The following is a 15,478-nucleotide window of genomic DNA, read 5'->3' as shown; positions in this document are numbered from 1 at the left end:
TGAAACGGGAAATGAACTGGGAGAGGGGATGAACAGGCATATGGAAATACGGCAAATGGCGACGGCTTTTTTGACCAACGGAAATGACATGCTGATGATGAAAAAGGCGGGCAGCAAGCTGTTCAACTTTGAATTTTGGGGTGGTATCGGCGGGCATCTGGAACAGCATGAACTGAACGCCCCGATGCTTGCAAGCTATCGAGAAATCGAAGAGGAGACGGGTTTTGCCCCAGAGGATATTGTTGGATTCCGCTTGCGTTACATTTTGCTCGGATTGAACGGTGGCGAGATCCGGCAGCAGTTTGTATATTTCGGTGAAACAACGCACAGGCAATTCGTAAATTCGGAGGAAGGAGAACTTTTCTGGATTCCCCAAACGAATTTGCATGAATTGCACACATCCATATTGATTGATGCCACGTTAAAGCATGCGCTGCTCCGGCCTGATGAACAAAGCATATGGGTCGGAACTGCCATCCAAGAAGAAGGGCTAATTGGGGAATCGCCAGTGAGCTTTCAAATCCTTGAGGAAACGAACGCGTTTGCATGAGAAATGGCCAAAGACAACAAACGGGATGAAGTTGTGACAAACGAAGCTCAGATGAAGAAGGGCATCCGTTCCTGCTGTACTCGATGCCGTTATTTAGTTCCTTGGAGATGAATCGGAATCCGCCGGATGATGTGGTGGGTTATAGGGCGTTGAACCCCTGGTTTTCTCCCGAGATGATCCTTCTTGAGTCGACCAGACTGCCTGTGAACGTACAATTTTTACGGCAGTCTGGTACTTATGCGAGCACTTTGCCCAAGGGATTTTCAAAATTAAAAAACTATCCAGCCGTAATGATGCGCTGATTGGCAGATCTGCCCCGGCGCTCCACGGCTTCTTCGTAATCTTCAATCAACTTGTCAAAAATCTGCTCCCAAGAACGCTGCTCCGCCAAACGTCTGCCTTCAAGACCCATGCTCCGCAGCGCTTCTTCGTTTGCTCCCCAATATGAAATCTCCCGAACCAATGCCTGCCCGTCGCCAGGTTCGAACAGGATGCCATTTCGGTGTTGTGTTACGAGGTTTTTGACTCCACCTGCGTTGGCAACCATGGCAGGCAGGCCGGAAGCCATGGCTTCCAGCACGACATTGCCGAATGTTTCGGTAGGGGAAGGAAATACGAACAGATCTGCCGATGCATACATCGTGGCCAAAGCTTCTCCATGCAAATAACCCGTGAACGTGACGTTGGACGGTGCGCCTTGACGAAGTTTGGGAAGCTGCGGACCGTCTCCGACGATGACCCAGTGCACGCGGGATTGCATTTGTTCCGGCAAATGCTGGATAGCGTAGGCGAGCGTGTCGATATCTTTTTCGGGAGCGATGCGACCGACGTAGAGAAGGATCAGCGGGGCGGAGATATTGTATCGTTGGCGAATGGATGGAGTTCGTTTATCAGGGGTATACAGCTCGCAATCAACTCCGCGCGACCACAGCTTCAAGCGCTGAATGCCTTGCTGACGCAGCTCCTCGAAGGTTTCCTGGGAAGGCACCAAGGTGGCGTCGCTTGCCCGGTGAAACCACTGAATATATTTCCAATAGAGCGGAATCATGCTTTTGAGCTTGTAATATTCGAGGTATCGGTCAAAGTGGGTGTGGTAGGAGATGACGTGCGGCAGATGATGTTTGAGGGCGTATTTCAGGCCGGGAAGCCCCATATTGAACGGGGTGGCGATATGCAGTAAGTCGGGACGAAAGGCTTGCAGTTCCCGATGAATGACCGTTCGGCTAGGAAGTGCAATCCTGCACTCGGGATACAGGAAAAAGGGAATATTCGCAACGCTGTGCACCGCCGTAGCATGATTTCCGTCAATGACCGACTGAGGGGTAAACAACAGATGTTCAATGTTCCTCCGGTTGAGGTGTTTGCTCAGGCGGTGCAGCGTGCCGGCAACTCCGTTCGTGTCCGGAACATACGTGTCGGTAAACAAGGCCAGGCGCATCCAGATGATCCCTCCCGTGACTCTTGATGCCAAGAGCATAACAGCAGAACGTTTTCCGCGGGTTAACGGGAAGTAAAATTCCTATTTAGGAAACGAACCATGAGGGTTTCGTTTGCGTTTAGTACATAAGGCGTGCCTCTATGGATGACGCGATTGCGCATATTATAAAAGGCGAAAAAAGGTTCGTTCGCCTGCTGCACCGGATCGGCGTGGCTTCCGCCTCATATTCTGCTATGATGGAGTACATAGAGACAGGAGGCTTGGATGATTGATGGAACGATTGAAAGAGGAATTGCGCGAGTTGCTGCCGTTGGAGCAGTTGGAAGAGATGACGGGGGAAGAGATCGTGGGCTCTGTGGCGATGGATATGTATCGCACCGAATTCGCGACCGTCAGAGCGGGAGGCCCCGAGCTTCCGCAGCTGTTGCGCGACATGATGCTCATCATCGACCTGGATACGGAACTGACGATGGAGGGCATTTCCGGTTACTTGGAGAATACGGCCGGACTGCAGCTGGCGGAGACGATTGCGGCCATGCAGCGTATTGGGCATGAAGAAGATGCGGCGATTCTGGATCGGATTCGAGAGATGCTGTCTGCGACCGGAGTGACTCCTGATCAGCTGAGAGCAAACGTTAACGAACAGCAAGAGTATGATATTACGAGTTTGCAGCAAACGCATGGTCAGGTCATCGGCGATTTAATGCAGCAAGTACAGGAGGAAGCCGAGAAGCTGAGTCTGCTGGTGGACAACGAAGGAGCGTTTGAGCGCCTGTTCGATTATGCAGAGGCGAACAAGGAGCAATTAAAACAGGAGTTGGAACAGATCTTGTCCAAATAATGGGGGATGTGATGGACCTGGCTTCGAACAAACCTTTTGTCATCGCGATTGCGGCAATTTCGGGCGGCGGCAAAACAACCGTTGTAAGCGGTTTGGCAGAACGCTTGTCTTGCCCGGCTTTGTCTTATGACGACTACGATTTGGAGGGTCCGAACGATTTCATCGCATGGACGCGTCGTGGCGGGGATTGCAACGAGTGGAACGTCGAACCGATGGTGACGGATTTGAGGCAATGGTTGGATAGTCCGTCTTCGACACCCGCTTATATTTTGCTGGACTACCCGCATGCATATTTGAATGATCGGATGAAAGATTTCATCGACCTGGCTATATTCATTGATACCCCGTTGGATGTAGGGCTGTGCAGAAGGGTTGCCCGTGATTTCTCCGATGCTGCGGCAGACGACATCCGCGAAGAGCTTGCACGATATGCGGGAGGTGCCCGCGAAGCATACCTGATCATGCTGGAGACGGTTAAACCCGCTTCGGACGTTGTGCTGGATGGAACGCTGGAGCCGCAGGTGTTGGTGGAACAGATCCTGAATATGCTTCCGCCAGCAAGAGCTATTTAAGTTGGACTAAACACTGACCTGACAACGGAGAAGGCAGAACCAATCTGGAGAAGCGAAGCGTCCGGCAAAATGCTTTATGAAGGAAAGCTGCATCGAAGGGAAGGCGTATCCCCGGATTTCAGGGAATGCCAAGAAGTTTACTGCAACCAAGAATTCGCTTGCTTGAAAAACGTCATGCCATATCGGATCTGAAGACGAATATCGGAGGAGAAGCGATGAGATTCAACCAAAGGTTGTTGCTTGAAACGATCATTGTCTGCTGTCTATTGCCTGTTCTGCTCGTGATCGGGAGTATGATTTATGGAATGCTCATGACGAGAGCTTATGTTCCCGATGTAACTGCATCGTACATGGCGGGTTCGCCGCTCCCAAGCCAGGTTTCATTCGGGAGCATTGCCGTACTCGGCGGTGTGATGGAATACGTAACGGCAGCAGCCGGATTGCTGTTGTTTGGCGTTGCGTATTATGGGGTACGTTCGTTCATTCAGCGTCGTATGCAGCGATCTTGAGCAAAGGAGATGTCCGCAATGTTGATCAAAAAAGCGGTATTCTGGCTGTCGCTGCTTAGCTTGACGCTGTGTGCCATCAACAGATTCGGATATGATGAACATAACATCTTGTTGATCGGATTGAATCCGATCTTAAACGCCGCTGCGTATACCGAACCGCTGCGCCATTGGATTTTTGATTATGAAAATGTGTCACGACCGTATGACAGCGCAGCGATCAACGTGTTGTATCCGGCGTATCTGCTGCATTGGCTGTCGTTTATGCTGACGGGTTATCTCATCGATTTAGGCATTCGCCTTCTGAAAAGGAGGATACGACCTGCGGCGTGATACGAGATGGCTTTTATACGCAAAAAGCGTGCCCGAATCCGTGGTGAGCGGAACCGGGCACGCTTTTTTTACATCTTCTATTCCAATGTCATGGACGGTGATCGTTTATATTGGGTGTTACGGGTTTGCAGCGAATGGTTCCATAGGTCATATGTGTTTGGAAATGATTTCTTCCAACCCTTGCGCAACAGAAGCAGGTCCGCGCTGCAAATGTCTGGCTTCCAGCGTAAAGCGGACATAAGTTTCGTCCGTACCCATCGCTTCCGAGAAAATGCCTGAGAGGCCGCGAGCGCGTCTGTCGATCTGCATCAGCAGTTCGAGCGTATTGCCCATTGGATAGAACAGTACCTCGATCTCATCCAGATAGCCCCGGAATTTGCTGGTCGGCACAAACTCGAATTCCTGCACAAACGGCAAATTGCCGCCAAGCCTCGGTGCATAGTCATTGGTCACCTCGCGCAGCCTGAATCCGAGCATGTCGATGGCATCCAGCACGACACCCATTTCCTGGGTAGGCACGACCCGAATCAGATCGCGGTCCGAAGGGTCCAGCGCACTGGAGATGTCGAGTCCGGTTTCGACCCATACTTCCGCGCTTTGAAGCGTAAGCGGCAGGTTGTCTGGCAGGTCGAACGAAAAATATTTTTCCAGACGTTGGCCAGGCTGAAGCGTAAAACGGTCGGTCAACAAATATTTGGCGACCACCGCAGTCTCTTTGTGTTTCCGATCGTCGCGCTCCCGAATATAGTGAGTGTTAATCGTGAGGTAGATGCGGTCTACATTTTGTTCGACATCTCCTCCTTGTATGTATACGGTTCCCGAGAGAACGCCGCCCGGAATCACTTCCGGCGTATCCAATTCCGTATTGACTTTGGCGGCACCTACACCTACGCTGGCTAACATTTTTTTAAAAAAGGACATGCTCTCAGCCTCCACATGATATTTGGTATTTGCTAAGGAATAATTGCGACTTCGTGCTTAATACGCCGGTTAGAGGATCGCCGTTTCAAAAATGTTGCCATGGTCGCCTGAGCAGATATTTACAGGGAAAATCAGGAACATGTAGAATGTTGTGTAATGCACCTTTCGAGGGAGGGATCACCATGGGCATGGAATGGTACGACATGATTGCCAAACGGAACGGAGGTTACCGGGGAAGAGCGAAGCTCAAGATCGAGGGCATTTCGGCGGAACAAATCTATGAAGAACAATTGATTCGAATGCTTCCGGCCTATGATTCCGTACTGGACGCCGGTTGCGGGCACGGGGAGTTTACATTGCAAATGGCGGCTTATGCGGCCCGGATCACAGGCTTTGACAACTCGAAGGGATTGCTGGCCATCGCGCAAAGGGCACTGGCGTCCAGTGGCGTCACAAACGTGGATTTTGTCTACGCCACAACCAAAACCGAACTGCCTTTTGAAGATGGACAATTCGATCTGATCTATGACCGCAGGGGGCCGACCTCCATCCTCGAACATAAGCGGGTTCTGCGCAAGGGCGGCGTGGTCTTTGGCATTCATACGGATGTGAGCAAAGTGAAGGAACGATTGCTTGCGAACCAGTATGATGCCATGGAAATCCGGGAGTTCAATGACGCTTGGGTTGTATTTCCGGATGAAACGCAGTTTGCGTTGTTTCTATCGGATGCCCCGGGCAATCCGGACTACACCGTGCCTGAGATGAGGGAGCAGCTTGAACTGCGGGTGAGGGAAAATACGGTGGATGGCCGCATCGCGGTCAGGGAACGCAAATATATCTGGAGAGCAGAGAATCATTGATGCATGCGTGCGCAAAGGAGTGAAAACGGAATGTCCCACAGCAGGGAAATGACGGCGGAAGAAGCGTCCCGGGAGGGCGTGAAAACGTATTATGAGCAGATGGCGAACGGGGAGAAAAAGTACAAAATGCTGGGCGATGACGGCAGTTATTATTGCAGAACGGCCGCATCTTCGGAAGGAGCCTGGCAAAACAGCCATGTCCATCACCAGGTCACGGAACATTATTTTGTGCAATCCGGTTGGATTGCTTATGCTGCATGTGCTGAAAAGGATCAAGCTGCCAGTGTCAGCATCCTCAAGGCCGGAGACCATGTCATTGTGCCGCCAGGCGTACAACATAATGTATATATGGCTCCGCACAGCGTGATCCATACGATCAAATTCGGTGCCAATACGGCGGGAGACTGGCACGCTTCGCCTGAGCTGGATCAATTCACGCGCAATCTGACGGAGAGCGAACTCATTGGGAGGTTTGCAGAACGATGAATGTATTTCGGAAGAATGACATCACCGTGCGCCAATTGAACCGTGATGATGAGAGGCACCTCGTTCGCTGGTTGTCTGACCCGGCGGTTCTGCAGTATTACGAAGGCAGGGATCGGCCGCATGATGCACAAATGGTAAGGGAGCATTTTTACGACGAACAGGATGAAACCATCCGTTGTATGGTCGAGTATCGGGAACGCCCCATAGGATATATTCAGTACTATCTGCTTGAGGAAGACGAACGACACGAGTACGGGTATGATGATGTGGACGAAATCATTTATGGAACGGATCAATTCATCGGCGAACCGGACTATTTGAATAAGGGCATCGGCAGTTTGCTCGTGCAATCCATGGTGGCGTTTTTGGTAGGGCAAAAGAAGGCGCAGCGCGTCGTGATGGACCCTCAAGCGTGGAACGCGCGGGCAATCCATTGCTACGAGAAATGTGGATTCCTTAAGGTCAAGCTTCTGAAGGCCCATGAATGGCACGAGGGTGAAATGAGGGATTGCTGGCTGATGGAGTACCGTCATTCATCGCCAACATAGTATGCAAAAATTTGATCCACAGGCTTAAAGTACAAATATCCGTCTTCCCAGGGCTGAAAGTGCAGATCCATGCGGGAATCCTCCCAGTTCTCCGGTGTCCCTTTGGTGGCAAGCCGCCCGGGAACGATCGGTTCTTCAATCACCTTCGGAAACTCCTGGTAGCCGAACAGCAGGTTTTCGTGCATCGCAATAATTTCATACTTGTCGGCATGGAATGCACGCTCCTCCTGAAGCTGGTAGTGATAATAAATGTAACTCGCCATCATCTCCCGCTTCAGAAATGCAATTCTTCCCGCGCGGCGCTCTACCGGTGCTTTGCGCAGCCAATGCTCCTTGCTTGCGGGTTCGTTGAAGTGAAACACATTCACCATGGGGATCCATGTTCTGGGCTTCGATTCTCCGGGCCAGTCGACAAGGTGGGGGGCCAGCCGCTGAACCGATTCGAGCGGGTCCGTTTCCGCTTCCATGCATTCAAAATACAAAAAGACATTGTTCTGCCAAGCGAATGCCGCTGCCGTCATGAAGACGCCTTCCCTGACTAGTTGGCGCACGGAATCTTGCTGCTCCAAAGCCAGTCTGCCGCTTGCTTCTTGACCTGGCTTCCATATTCCGCGGAACATCCTGCGGATGATCATGATGTATCCCTCCACCCGTTCTATTTTACACGTTAAAAATTCGTCGAATTTCCTGAAGCCGTCGTTGCAGTCCATGCTGTTCAACTCATTTTTCCAGTTTCCCCTACAGTTTAGTTGGAAAGGATGGGTTGGTCAACCGCTTACATGGTTCGGTATTGCACAACGCTGGGTCATTGTGCGAACATGATATCATCATCCATTGGTTTAAATCGTCTGGTAAAAAAAGGAGGAACGGCTATGACACAGGATTTGAGATATCCGGTTGGCACGTTTGTACATACGGGAGAAATTACTCCCGGGCAGCGGCGGTTGTGGATTCAGGACATTGCGGAGCTGCCTCAAAAAGCACGTGAAGCCGTGAGCGGATTGAGCGAAGAACAGTTGAACCTGCCTTATCGTGAAGGCGGTTGGACGATTAGGCAAGTCGTGCACCACATGGCGGACAGCCACATGAACAGCTTGATCCGTTTCAAACTGGCACTCACTGAAGAGACCCCGACGATTCGTCCATATTATGAGGACCGCTGGGCTGAATTGGATGACTCCAGCGAACTGGACATTGAAGTTTCACTGCGGCTGCTTGAATCTTTGCATCAGCGCTGGGTGTATTTACTTCAATCGTTGACGGACGAGGATTATGCCAGAACGTTCTACCATCCGGGCTCGCAGGAGACCACACGTTTGGACTACAATCTCGGCGTTTACGCCTGGCACGGCCGTCACCATGTGGCGCATATCACTTCTTTGCGAAGAAGATTGGAGATATAATCGGGTGGATATTCAGATTAGGCCCCTGAATGATCAACGAGATCCGGCCATCATTTCGCAGGCTTTTCGCGATCAGGGATGGGAGAGGTCGCCTGAGCAATATGTCCGCTATTATATTGAACAGGAGAACGGGGATCGCGTGACGTTGGTTGCCGAACTGGACGGCGTTTTCGCCGGATATGTCAACGTGTTGTGGCATTCCGACTATCCCGCTTTCCAAGCATCGGGGATTCCGGAGATTAACGATTTGAACGTGCTGATGCGATATCAGCGCCAAGGCATCGGCACCAGGCTGATGGACGAGGCGGAGGCGGTGATTCATGAGCGGACGGATACGGCGGGCATCGGCGTGGGCATTTTTTCGGACTATGGAAAAGCGCAAATTCTCTACGCCCATCGGGGTTACATCCCGGACGGGAAAGGGGTTTACAAGCACGACCGTTATTTGAAGTACGGGGATGAGATTGTCATTGATGATGACGTCATTTTATATCTTACGAAAAAGCTCAAGTAGAACTCTCCGGGAAGGCGAACCGATGCTTGCATATGCCTGATCGTGCGGCAGAATTTCTGCGCTGGAAGAGGGATGAGCTTGAACGCTTTGACGAGTATTGCGAACGTTTCGATCGGGAGATGAGTGCCGGCTGGTCCCGGCTCGTTTCGCAGGTCGGGCATCATCGCACTGGCGGAAAGAACGGACGAATCGTGATCACATTCAAAGGCGTTTCGAAGCATAGGTTTTCCTATGATTCAGAACGCTTTTTTATTCTAAAATGCATTGGTTTGTTCATGGTTGAAGCATGAAAAATAGAACTATACTGGTTGAAAATGTTATAATGGAGTGTAACGATTTACTAGGGAAAACGGGCGAGGGGGAGGTGGTTGGCGTGTGGGAAACGTATGAATCGAGACGCGGACATGTGCAGGATTTCGATGTTCGTTACCGCTTCTATTCGACAGAAGAAGGCGGACGCAAGAGCCTGCCCTTTCAAGGATACCGGTGCGATTTTCTATATGAAAATGAAGATCCCAAAGTAGACTCGCTATACATGATCCATCCCGAATTCGAGGATGAGCACGGAGCGCTCATGCTGGACATAGACCGCCCGGTGAACCGGGAAGGGACGGCCCGAATGTGGATTCTGATCCCGGAGATGAGGGGAAGGGTGCATCGTGACCGGATTAAAACGGGAACCAAGGGTTTTTTTATGGAAGGTTCGCGGCGCGTGGGTGAAGTGGAAGTGACTCGGGTAGTGGGGTTAATGACCAATCCTATAAAGGATACATAACGACAGCAAGATGGGTGATGGCTTGATCGGAAACGTTGAACTGATCGACATCTTTAATCTGAGGGGAGCCATGGTTATGGAGAAAACGATTAAAAGCGTGCAGGACGTCTTTGAAATGCTGGATGCGGAGTTTCGTTCGCCGGAGCAATTTTGGGAACCGTTTTATGCGGATCGCAGCCGCCCCATCCCTTTCTTTTCGAACAAACCGGACGAAAATCTGGTGGAGTACGTGACATCCAATCTCTTGTCTGGTGACAAGGCGTTAGAACTGGGATGCGGCCCAGGGCGAAATGCGTTGTATCTGGCCAAACAGGGGTACCGCGTGGATGCTTACGATTTGTCCGAGACGGCCATTGCTTGGGCCAAGGAACGGGCTGCAGAAATGCAGCTGGAAGTGCATTTCGAATGCAAATCCGCGTTCGAGTTGAACCCTGCAGCACAATATAACGTCGTCTATGATTCAGGCTGCCTGCATCATCTGCTTCCGCATCAACGGATACCGTATATCGACATGATCCACCGGGCATTGGCACCGGAAGGCATGTTTGCGATGACTTGCTTTGCGCCGGGATATGGAGGACAAGGCGGGCCTGAGAGCGTGATGAACGACTGGCAGGTCTACGAGGAAAAATCGATGCGAGGCGGCCTGGCCTATACGGAAGAGAAGCTGCGGTACATTCTGGGAGACAGGTTCGAGTGTGTCCGTTTTCGTGCAATGCAGGCAATGGAGCCGGATGATTGGCGATTCGGAGTACCGTTTCTATGGACCACGCTTTGGAAAAAGCGGGAGATGTAAGTTGCATGTTTACAATGATACAATCGTACAAGAAGTTTCTATTGTTTTTTGAAAAGGAATGATCATCAATCCTATGTTTAAAATCATGTTCATCGAAGATGACGAATCGTTGTTCACCGAAATCAGGGACAGACTCGGACAGTGGTCCTACGACGTGCACGGCGTGAACGATTTCGACAAAGTACTGCAACAATTCATCGCCATTCAACCGCAGCTGGTCATCATCGATATTCAGCTGCCCCGGTTCGACGGATTCCACTGGTGCAGGATGATCCGCTCCCATTCCAAGGTGCCGATCATTTTCCTGTCCTCTCGCGATCATCCGACCGATATGGTGATGTCGATGCAGATGGGGGCTGACGATTACGTGCAGAAGCCGTTCCACTTCGACGTGTTGATCGCCAAAATTCAGGCCACGCTGCGCAGAGTGTACAACTACAATGCCGAGCAGGCCGAACTTCGCGCCTGGCGGGGAGCTACGGTCGAGTATGTGAAGAACGAGCTTGCCTGCAACGGGCATACCGTGCAATTGACCAAAAATGAAATGTTTATTCTCAAACAGCTGGTCGAGCGCAAAAACCGGATCGTCACGCGGGAGGAACTGATCCGCAGCCTGTGGGACCACGAACATTTCGTCAGCGACAACACGCTCACCGTCAACGTCAACCGTTTGCGCAAAAAGCTGGAGCCGCTCGGCCTCGATGCCTATATCGAAACAAAGGTTGGCCAGGGTTACATGGCGACGGAAGAAGGAGAAGCATGATTTGGCGTTATCTGCGCGAACGAGTAAGCTGGCTGCTGCTGCTGCTCGCATTGCAAGCGGTGATCTTGTTCGTAGCCTATGTGGATTCAAGCATTCCGCTGCAGTCCTTGCTTTACGTCGTTGTACTGAATGTCGTGATCTGCATCGTATTCGTGTGGGCAAGATATCCGGCGGAGACCCGGTTCTACCGTCGGATGGAAACATGGGATCACACCTATGATCTATCTGAACTGGGCTCCCCCGGCAGCCCGCATGAGCAGATCGTGCACGATGCCGTCGTTGCCCAGACGGAGAGATACCGGAAAGAATCGACGGCCAACATGCTGCTGCTGGAGCAGGAAAAGGATGAGATGGTGGCCTGGATCCATGAGGTGAAGACACCGCTTACCGCCCTGCAGCTTATGATTGAGCGGATGCCCGACGACAGGCTGAAAGGCCAAATGACCTACGAATGGGTACGCATCCATCAGCTGTTGGATCGGCAGCTCCATCAGAAGCGCATTCCGTTTATGCATAATGATCTGTTTATCGAACCGACGGAGCTGGAACTGATCATCCATGCCGAGATTCGCGCCATCCGGTCATGGTGCATCTCCAAAGGCATCGGTTTCGAGGTGGAGTTGGCGGAATCCCACGTACTCACCGACGGGAAATGGCTGGGATTCATCCTGCGGCAGTTGCTCAGCAATGCGGTGAAGTACAGCCCGTCTTCCGACGTCGTCATTGCCGGCAGGGTCGTTCAAGGGCATGTTGTGCTGACTATTCAGGATCGGGGGCGAGGGATCGACGCCCGCGATTTGCCGCGTATTTTCGATAAGGGGTACACGTCGGCGCAAGGGCGCATGGAAGGCGCGGCAACGGGAATGGGGCTGTACCTGAGCCGACAGGTCGCCGAGGCGCTTCGCATTCGACTGGACGTGTCATCCGTGGTTGGGGAAGGCACCCTGGTCACGTTGACCTTTGCGCGGGAGAATGAAATGGCGCACCTTTCAGGCATGTGACAGCATTGTCACATGCTTTTTCATATTGTTCGGCGAAACGCAGGATGGTGTGCGGATTTCACTTTATGATGGAAGCATACCTAAGAGGAGTGGATGGGACATGTCGATACTGGAAGCAAAGAGAATTCATAAGGTTTACGGCAACAAATGGAATAAGCAGGAGGTGCTGCGCGGTATCGATCTCGGCGTAGGCAAGGGCGAATTCGTCGGCATCATGGGACCTTCCGGCTCGGGGAAGACCACGCTCTTGAACGTGCTTTCTTCTATCGATCGCGTCAGCCAGGGCACCATCGAGATCGAAGGCCAGGAGTTTACAGGCATGAAGGAGAAACAGCTGGCCGAATTCCGCAAACGCCATTTGGGATTCATTTTTCAGGATTACAATCTGCTGGATACGTTGACGGTCAAGGAAAACGTGCTGCTGCCGCTCTCGATTACCGATCTGCCTAAACAGGAAGCGCATCGGAGGTTCGAGCAGATCGCCCGAGAGCTGGGTATCTATGAATTGAAGGACAAGTACCCGTCCGAGATTTCGGGAGGGCAGAAGCAGCGGACATCGGCCGCGCGGGCGTTCGTTCATCAGCCAAGCATCATTTTCGCGGACGAACCGACGGGGGCGCTCGACTCCAAGTCCGCTTCCGACCTGCTCGGCAAGCTGAGCGACATGAATCGGACGCGCCAGGCGACCATTATCATGGTGACGCATGATCCGCTGGCGGCGAGCTATTGCAGCAGAGTCATTTTTATCCGCGACGGGCAGATCTATACGCAGCTGCATAAGGGAGATGAGTCGCGGCAAGCGTTCTTTAACGGCATTATCCAAACGCAAGGCGTGCTGGGCGGTGTGCAGCCGTGAGTCTCAATCAGATCATTTTCCGGAATTTGCGCAAAAATTTAAAAAATTATTACCTGTACGTTTTTGCGCTGATTTTCAGCGTGGCGCTGTATTTTTCGTTTGCTACGTTGCAGTACGATCCCTCCATGGACGAAGTGGAACAATCGACAAAAGGAGCTGCCGCCATCGGCGCATCATCGGTGCTGTTGGTCGTGATCGTCGGCATTTTCCTGCTGTATGCCAACACGATTTTTATCAAGCGGCGCAGCAAGGAGATCGGGCTGTTTCAACTGATTGGCTTGACGAAAGGCCGAATTTTCCGCATTTTGACGGCAGAGAACGCGATCCTGTATTTCGGGGCCATGGTGATCGGGGTGCTGATCGGATTCATCGGCTCCAAGCTGATGCTTATGATTCTGTTCAAAATATTGGAGATCGAGGCGATCACGAAGCTCTATTTTTCGCCGTTGGCCTTGGCGCAGACGGTTGCCGTGTTTGCTGGCCTGTATGTGCTCATCATGCTGATGAATTACGCGTTCATCCGTGCTCAGAGCATTCTCTCCTTGTTCAAGGTTACGTCGACTGCGGAGCAGCGGATCGGCCGCATGTCCTTCGGTCAAATTGTGTTGGGGCTGTTGGGGATTGGATTGATTGCTTACGGTTACGTGCTGTCCGCACGCATGTTCAGCGGGGAAGTGCTCGATATGCAGCAGTTGATGTACACGATGCTGCTGATTCTGTTTTCGGTCATTCTGGGAACGTATCTGTTCTATAAAGGATCGGTAAGCTTTGTATTCAATCTGATTCGCAAAAGCAAACAGGGTTACCTTTCCATTAATGAGGTGTTGTCCCTGTCCTCCATCATGTTTCGCATGAAATCCAATGCGCTGCTGCTTACGATCATCACGACGGTGTCCGCACTCGCCATCGGCATGCTGTCACTGAGTTATATTGCGTATTACTCGGCCGAAGCACAGGCCAGGGAAAGCATACCGGAAGATTTTTCGTTTGCGCAGGCGGAGGTCATGGAATCGTTCGTATCGTCGTTAAAAGAGAAAGGCATCGAGGTTGAGGTGCAGCATAGGCAGCCCGTATATATCGAAATTGATGCCAGTCAGGTCATGCATGATTCCTCCGACGGAGAAATGTTGTCCAGTTCCGTAATTAGCGATGCTATGGTCGGCGATCTGGACGTGAAGCCTGGCGAGGTTGTATTCATGGGGTATGGCAACGTGGTGAGACAGCTGATATCCATCGAGGAACAGGGACCGATCGTGCTGCACGGACTGCACCAGGCCCTGGATCAGCAATTGGTTGGCACGTCCAAGCAAGGCGTACTTCCTACTTATTACACCAAAGGTACGCCTGTTGCTGTCGTCGACGAGACCGTCTATGCCAAGCTGGTGCAGGATCTTGACCCGAAACTGCAGAAAGGGGAGCCGACCGATTATTATGGCGTGCGCATTATCGACCGGGGGAAAACGGAAGAGGCATATGGCGTTTTTCAATCACAGAAGCTGGAGGTGCCGAACTTCTCGCAAATCGAAATGCGGAACAATCAGCGAACCACTATGGGGTTGATCATGTTTATTGTCGGTTTCCTCGGTTTGACGTTCCTGATCACGTCAGGCTGCATCCTGTATTTCAAGCAGATGAACGAAGGCGAGGAAGAGAAGGACAGCTACACCATTTTGCGCAAAATCGGGTTCACCCAGGGCAATCTGCTTGGTGGCATTCGCTTCAAGCAAATGTTCAACTTTGGCATCCCGCTTGCGGTGGGGTTAAGTCATAGCTATTTTGCGGTCAAGTCCGGCTGGTTTTTCTTCGGCACCGAGTTGGTTACGCCAATGGTCATTGTCATGATTGTCTATGCGCTGCTGTATTCGGTCTTCGGGCTGTTATCGGTGTGGTACTATAAACGTGTCATTAGGGAATCGCTGTAATTGGTGGAGGAAGTTAGACGGAGTTAGTCGGGATGTTCTACCGGAGTCCTCAAGCAGCAATACCGTCATTTCCAAAATCTGTAGATAGTCGCATTTTACGATGTTGAATATGAAAAAAACTAGTAGGGAGAATGTACCTACTAGTTTTTTTGTGTGATGGACTGCTATGAAGTGCGGACCCTCTAAAAATTGGGGATAGCAGCGATCGGAAGAGGGGACTGCGCTCGCAGTGGCCTTGTGTGATTGATTAGTGCGGTTTATATCGTTTTATGTTGGGAAATGAACAGGCTGAGAAAGCCAAAAATTCTTTTTATATCATGAATAAATTGCTATTATGAAAATAGGAATTTTGTCTAGGGTGAGATACATAACGGTATATTTGAATATGTTGAA

Annotated in this window: 20 protein-coding genes; 17 read left to right on the top strand and 3 right to left on the bottom strand. The window is 51.3% G+C overall.

Going from position 1 to position 15,478, the window contains the following annotated elements; genetic code table 11:
* The first annotated feature begins 40 nt into the window (after positions 1-40).
* Positions 41-550 carry an NUDIX domain-containing protein gene (locus RSX24_RS05050; RefSeq protein ID WP_343259826.1) on the top strand — a complete coding sequence of 170 codons (510 nt, stop codon included), beginning with the start codon at positions 41-43 and terminating at the stop codon, positions 548-550.
* A gap of 277 nt (positions 551-827) precedes the next feature.
* Here the strand turns inward: RSX24_RS05050 and RSX24_RS05045 are convergent, their stop codons facing one another.
* Complete coding sequence (locus RSX24_RS05045; RefSeq protein WP_339276978.1) at positions 828-1,988, bottom strand: glycosyltransferase family 4 protein; 1,161 nt, start codon at positions 1,986-1,988, stop codon at positions 828-830.
* Positions 1,989-2,259: 271 nt separating this feature from the next.
* Between RSX24_RS05045 and RSX24_RS05040 the strand changes: the two genes are divergently transcribed.
* The 4 genes from RSX24_RS05040 to RSX24_RS05025 all read left to right on the top strand — a co-directional run bounded on the left by RSX24_RS05040 (position 2,260) and on the right by RSX24_RS05025 (position 4,240).
* Positions 2,260-2,829 carry a DMP19 family protein gene (locus RSX24_RS05040; protein ID WP_438286771.1) on the top strand — a complete coding sequence of 190 codons (570 nt, stop codon included), beginning with the start codon at positions 2,260-2,262 and terminating at the stop codon, positions 2,827-2,829.
* Positions 2,830-2,840: 11 nt separating this feature from the next.
* A complete protein-coding gene (locus RSX24_RS05035) occupies positions 2,841-3,401 on the top strand; it encodes a nucleoside/nucleotide kinase family protein (RefSeq protein WP_339276981.1) in 561 nt (186 codons plus the stop codon).
* Between the two features lie 215 nt (positions 3,402-3,616).
* Positions 3,617-3,910, top strand: a complete 294-nt coding sequence (locus RSX24_RS05030) for a hypothetical protein (RefSeq protein ID WP_343259825.1) — start codon at positions 3,617-3,619, stop codon at positions 3,908-3,910.
* An 18-nt stretch (positions 3,911-3,928) separates the two neighbouring features.
* Entirely contained in the window at positions 3,929-4,240 is a 312-nt protein-coding gene (locus RSX24_RS05025; RefSeq protein ID WP_236416124.1) for a hypothetical protein, read from the top strand.
* 147 nt (positions 4,241-4,387) lie between these two features.
* Here RSX24_RS05025 and RSX24_RS05020 read toward each other — a convergent pair whose 3' ends face one another.
* Positions 4,388-5,161, bottom strand: coding sequence for a sporulation protein (locus RSX24_RS05020; protein WP_236416123.1), 774 nt, complete (start codon positions 5,159-5,161; stop codon positions 4,388-4,390).
* Between the two features lie 182 nt (positions 5,162-5,343).
* On the opposite strand from RSX24_RS05020, the gene RSX24_RS05015 reads away from it, so the two are divergent.
* From RSX24_RS05015 to RSX24_RS05005, 3 genes are read left to right on the top strand one after another with little or no spacing between them, the layout of a single operon-like run.
* Positions 5,344-6,021 carry a class I SAM-dependent methyltransferase gene (locus RSX24_RS05015; RefSeq protein WP_343259824.1) on the top strand — a complete coding sequence of 226 codons (678 nt, stop codon included), beginning with the start codon at positions 5,344-5,346 and terminating at the stop codon, positions 6,019-6,021.
* Between the two features lie 30 nt (positions 6,022-6,051).
* Positions 6,052-6,507, top strand: a complete 456-nt coding sequence (locus tag RSX24_RS05010; RefSeq protein WP_343259823.1) for a cupin domain-containing protein — start codon at positions 6,052-6,054, stop codon at positions 6,505-6,507.
* On the top strand, positions 6,504-7,055 hold the full coding sequence (locus RSX24_RS05005) for a GNAT family N-acetyltransferase (RefSeq protein WP_343259822.1): 552 nt from the start codon (positions 6,504-6,506) through the stop codon (positions 7,053-7,055). The genes RSX24_RS05010 and RSX24_RS05005 overlap by 4 nt, the downstream gene beginning before the upstream one ends.
* Here the strand turns inward: RSX24_RS05005 and RSX24_RS05000 are convergent.
* Positions 7,037-7,690 (bottom strand): hypothetical protein, encoded by a 654-nt coding sequence (locus tag RSX24_RS05000; protein ID WP_343259821.1) that lies wholly within the window; start codon positions 7,688-7,690, stop codon positions 7,037-7,039. The two genes, RSX24_RS05005 and RSX24_RS05000, sit on opposite strands and share 19 nt — an antisense overlap.
* Positions 7,691-7,927: 237 nt before the next feature.
* Between RSX24_RS05000 and RSX24_RS04995 the strand changes: the two genes are divergently transcribed.
* The 9 genes from RSX24_RS04995 (at position 7,928) to RSX24_RS04955 (ending at position 15,085) form a co-directional block, all read left to right on the top strand.
* A complete protein-coding gene (locus RSX24_RS04995; RefSeq protein WP_339276992.1) occupies positions 7,928-8,458 on the top strand; it encodes a YfiT family bacillithiol transferase in 531 nt (176 codons plus the stop codon).
* Between the two features lie 4 nt (positions 8,459-8,462).
* Positions 8,463-8,972 (top strand): GNAT family N-acetyltransferase, encoded by a 510-nt coding sequence (locus tag RSX24_RS04990; protein ID WP_343259820.1) that lies wholly within the window; start codon positions 8,463-8,465, stop codon positions 8,970-8,972.
* A gap of 26 nt (positions 8,973-8,998) precedes the next feature.
* Complete coding sequence (locus tag RSX24_RS04985) at positions 8,999-9,262, top strand: hypothetical protein (protein WP_343259819.1); 264 nt, start codon at positions 8,999-9,001, stop codon at positions 9,260-9,262.
* 83 nt (positions 9,263-9,345) lie between these two features.
* Positions 9,346-9,747 (top strand): hypothetical protein, encoded by a 402-nt coding sequence (locus RSX24_RS04980; RefSeq protein ID WP_236416113.1) that lies wholly within the window; start codon positions 9,346-9,348, stop codon positions 9,745-9,747.
* Between the two features lie 22 nt (positions 9,748-9,769).
* The gene (locus RSX24_RS04975) at positions 9,770-10,543 is read left to right on the top strand and encodes a class I SAM-dependent methyltransferase (protein WP_343259818.1); all 774 of its coding nucleotides are present in this window, start codon (positions 9,770-9,772) and stop codon (positions 10,541-10,543) included.
* Positions 10,544-10,616: 73 nt separating this feature from the next.
* Positions 10,617-11,306 carry a response regulator transcription factor gene (locus RSX24_RS04970; protein ID WP_236416111.1) on the top strand — a complete coding sequence of 230 codons (690 nt, stop codon included), beginning with the start codon at positions 10,617-10,619 and terminating at the stop codon, positions 11,304-11,306.
* Positions 11,303-12,307, top strand: a complete 1,005-nt coding sequence (locus tag RSX24_RS04965) for a sensor histidine kinase (protein WP_343259817.1) — start codon at positions 11,303-11,305, stop codon at positions 12,305-12,307. Before RSX24_RS04970 ends, RSX24_RS04965 begins: the two co-directional genes overlap by 4 nt.
* Positions 12,308-12,407: 100 nt before the next feature.
* Positions 12,408-13,163, top strand: coding sequence for an ABC transporter ATP-binding protein (locus RSX24_RS04960; protein WP_236416107.1), 756 nt, complete (start codon positions 12,408-12,410; stop codon positions 13,161-13,163).
* The gene (locus tag RSX24_RS04955) at positions 13,160-15,085 is read left to right on the top strand and encodes an FtsX-like permease family protein (protein WP_343259816.1); all 1,926 of its coding nucleotides are present in this window, start codon (positions 13,160-13,162) and stop codon (positions 15,083-15,085) included. The genes RSX24_RS04960 and RSX24_RS04955 overlap by 4 nt, the downstream gene beginning before the upstream one ends.
* Positions 15,086-15,478 lie beyond the last annotated feature (393 nt).

The sequence above is a fragment of the Paenibacillus hubeiensis genome (genome assembly GCF_032334105.1).
Classification (GTDB): domain Bacteria; phylum Bacillota; class Bacilli; order Paenibacillales; family Paenibacillaceae; genus Paenibacillus; species Paenibacillus hubeiensis.
The sequence above is the reverse complement of the archived record's forward strand: the minus strand, read 5'-3'. Positions and strand labels throughout refer to the sequence as shown.

What these genes read in the sequence shown, in the direction of transcription:
- RSX24_RS05000 (WP_343259821.1), bottom strand. Translation starts at nt 7,690, where the DNA reads ATGATCATCCGCAGGATGTTCCGCGGAATATGGAAGCCAGGTCAAGAA.
- RSX24_RS05025 (WP_236416124.1), top strand. Translation starts at nt 3,929, where the DNA reads ATGTTGATCAAAAAAGCGGTATTCTGGCTGTCGCTGCTTAGCTTGACG.
- RSX24_RS05030 (WP_343259825.1), top strand. Translation starts at nt 3,617, where the DNA reads ATGAGATTCAACCAAAGGTTGTTGCTTGAAACGATCATTGTCTGCTGT.
- RSX24_RS05020 (WP_236416123.1), bottom strand. Translation starts at nt 5,161, where the DNA reads ATGTCCTTTTTTAAAAAAATGTTAGCCAGCGTAGGTGTAGGTGCCGCC.
- RSX24_RS05045 (WP_339276978.1), bottom strand. Translation starts at nt 1,988, where the DNA reads ATGCGCCTGGCCTTGTTTACCGACACGTATGTTCCGGACACGAACGGA.
- RSX24_RS05010 (WP_343259823.1), top strand. Translation starts at nt 6,052, where the DNA reads ATGTCCCACAGCAGGGAAATGACGGCGGAAGAAGCGTCCCGGGAGGGC.
- RSX24_RS05015 (WP_343259824.1), top strand. Translation starts at nt 5,344, where the DNA reads ATGGGCATGGAATGGTACGACATGATTGCCAAACGGAACGGAGGTTAC.
- RSX24_RS04970 (WP_236416111.1), top strand. Translation starts at nt 10,617, where the DNA reads ATGTTTAAAATCATGTTCATCGAAGATGACGAATCGTTGTTCACCGAA.
- RSX24_RS04995 (WP_339276992.1), top strand. Translation starts at nt 7,928, where the DNA reads ATGACACAGGATTTGAGATATCCGGTTGGCACGTTTGTACATACGGGA.
- RSX24_RS05050 (WP_343259826.1), top strand. Translation starts at nt 41, where the DNA reads ATGGAAATACGGCAAATGGCGACGGCTTTTTTGACCAACGGAAATGAC.
- RSX24_RS04960 (WP_236416107.1), top strand. Translation starts at nt 12,408, where the DNA reads ATGTCGATACTGGAAGCAAAGAGAATTCATAAGGTTTACGGCAACAAA.
- RSX24_RS05005 (WP_343259822.1), top strand. Translation starts at nt 6,504, where the DNA reads ATGAATGTATTTCGGAAGAATGACATCACCGTGCGCCAATTGAACCGT.
- RSX24_RS04965 (WP_343259817.1), top strand. Translation starts at nt 11,303, where the DNA reads ATGATTTGGCGTTATCTGCGCGAACGAGTAAGCTGGCTGCTGCTGCTG.
- RSX24_RS05035 (WP_339276981.1), top strand. Translation starts at nt 2,841, where the DNA reads ATGGACCTGGCTTCGAACAAACCTTTTGTCATCGCGATTGCGGCAATT.
- RSX24_RS05040 (WP_438286771.1), top strand. Translation starts at nt 2,260, where the DNA reads ATGGAACGATTGAAAGAGGAATTGCGCGAGTTGCTGCCGTTGGAGCAG.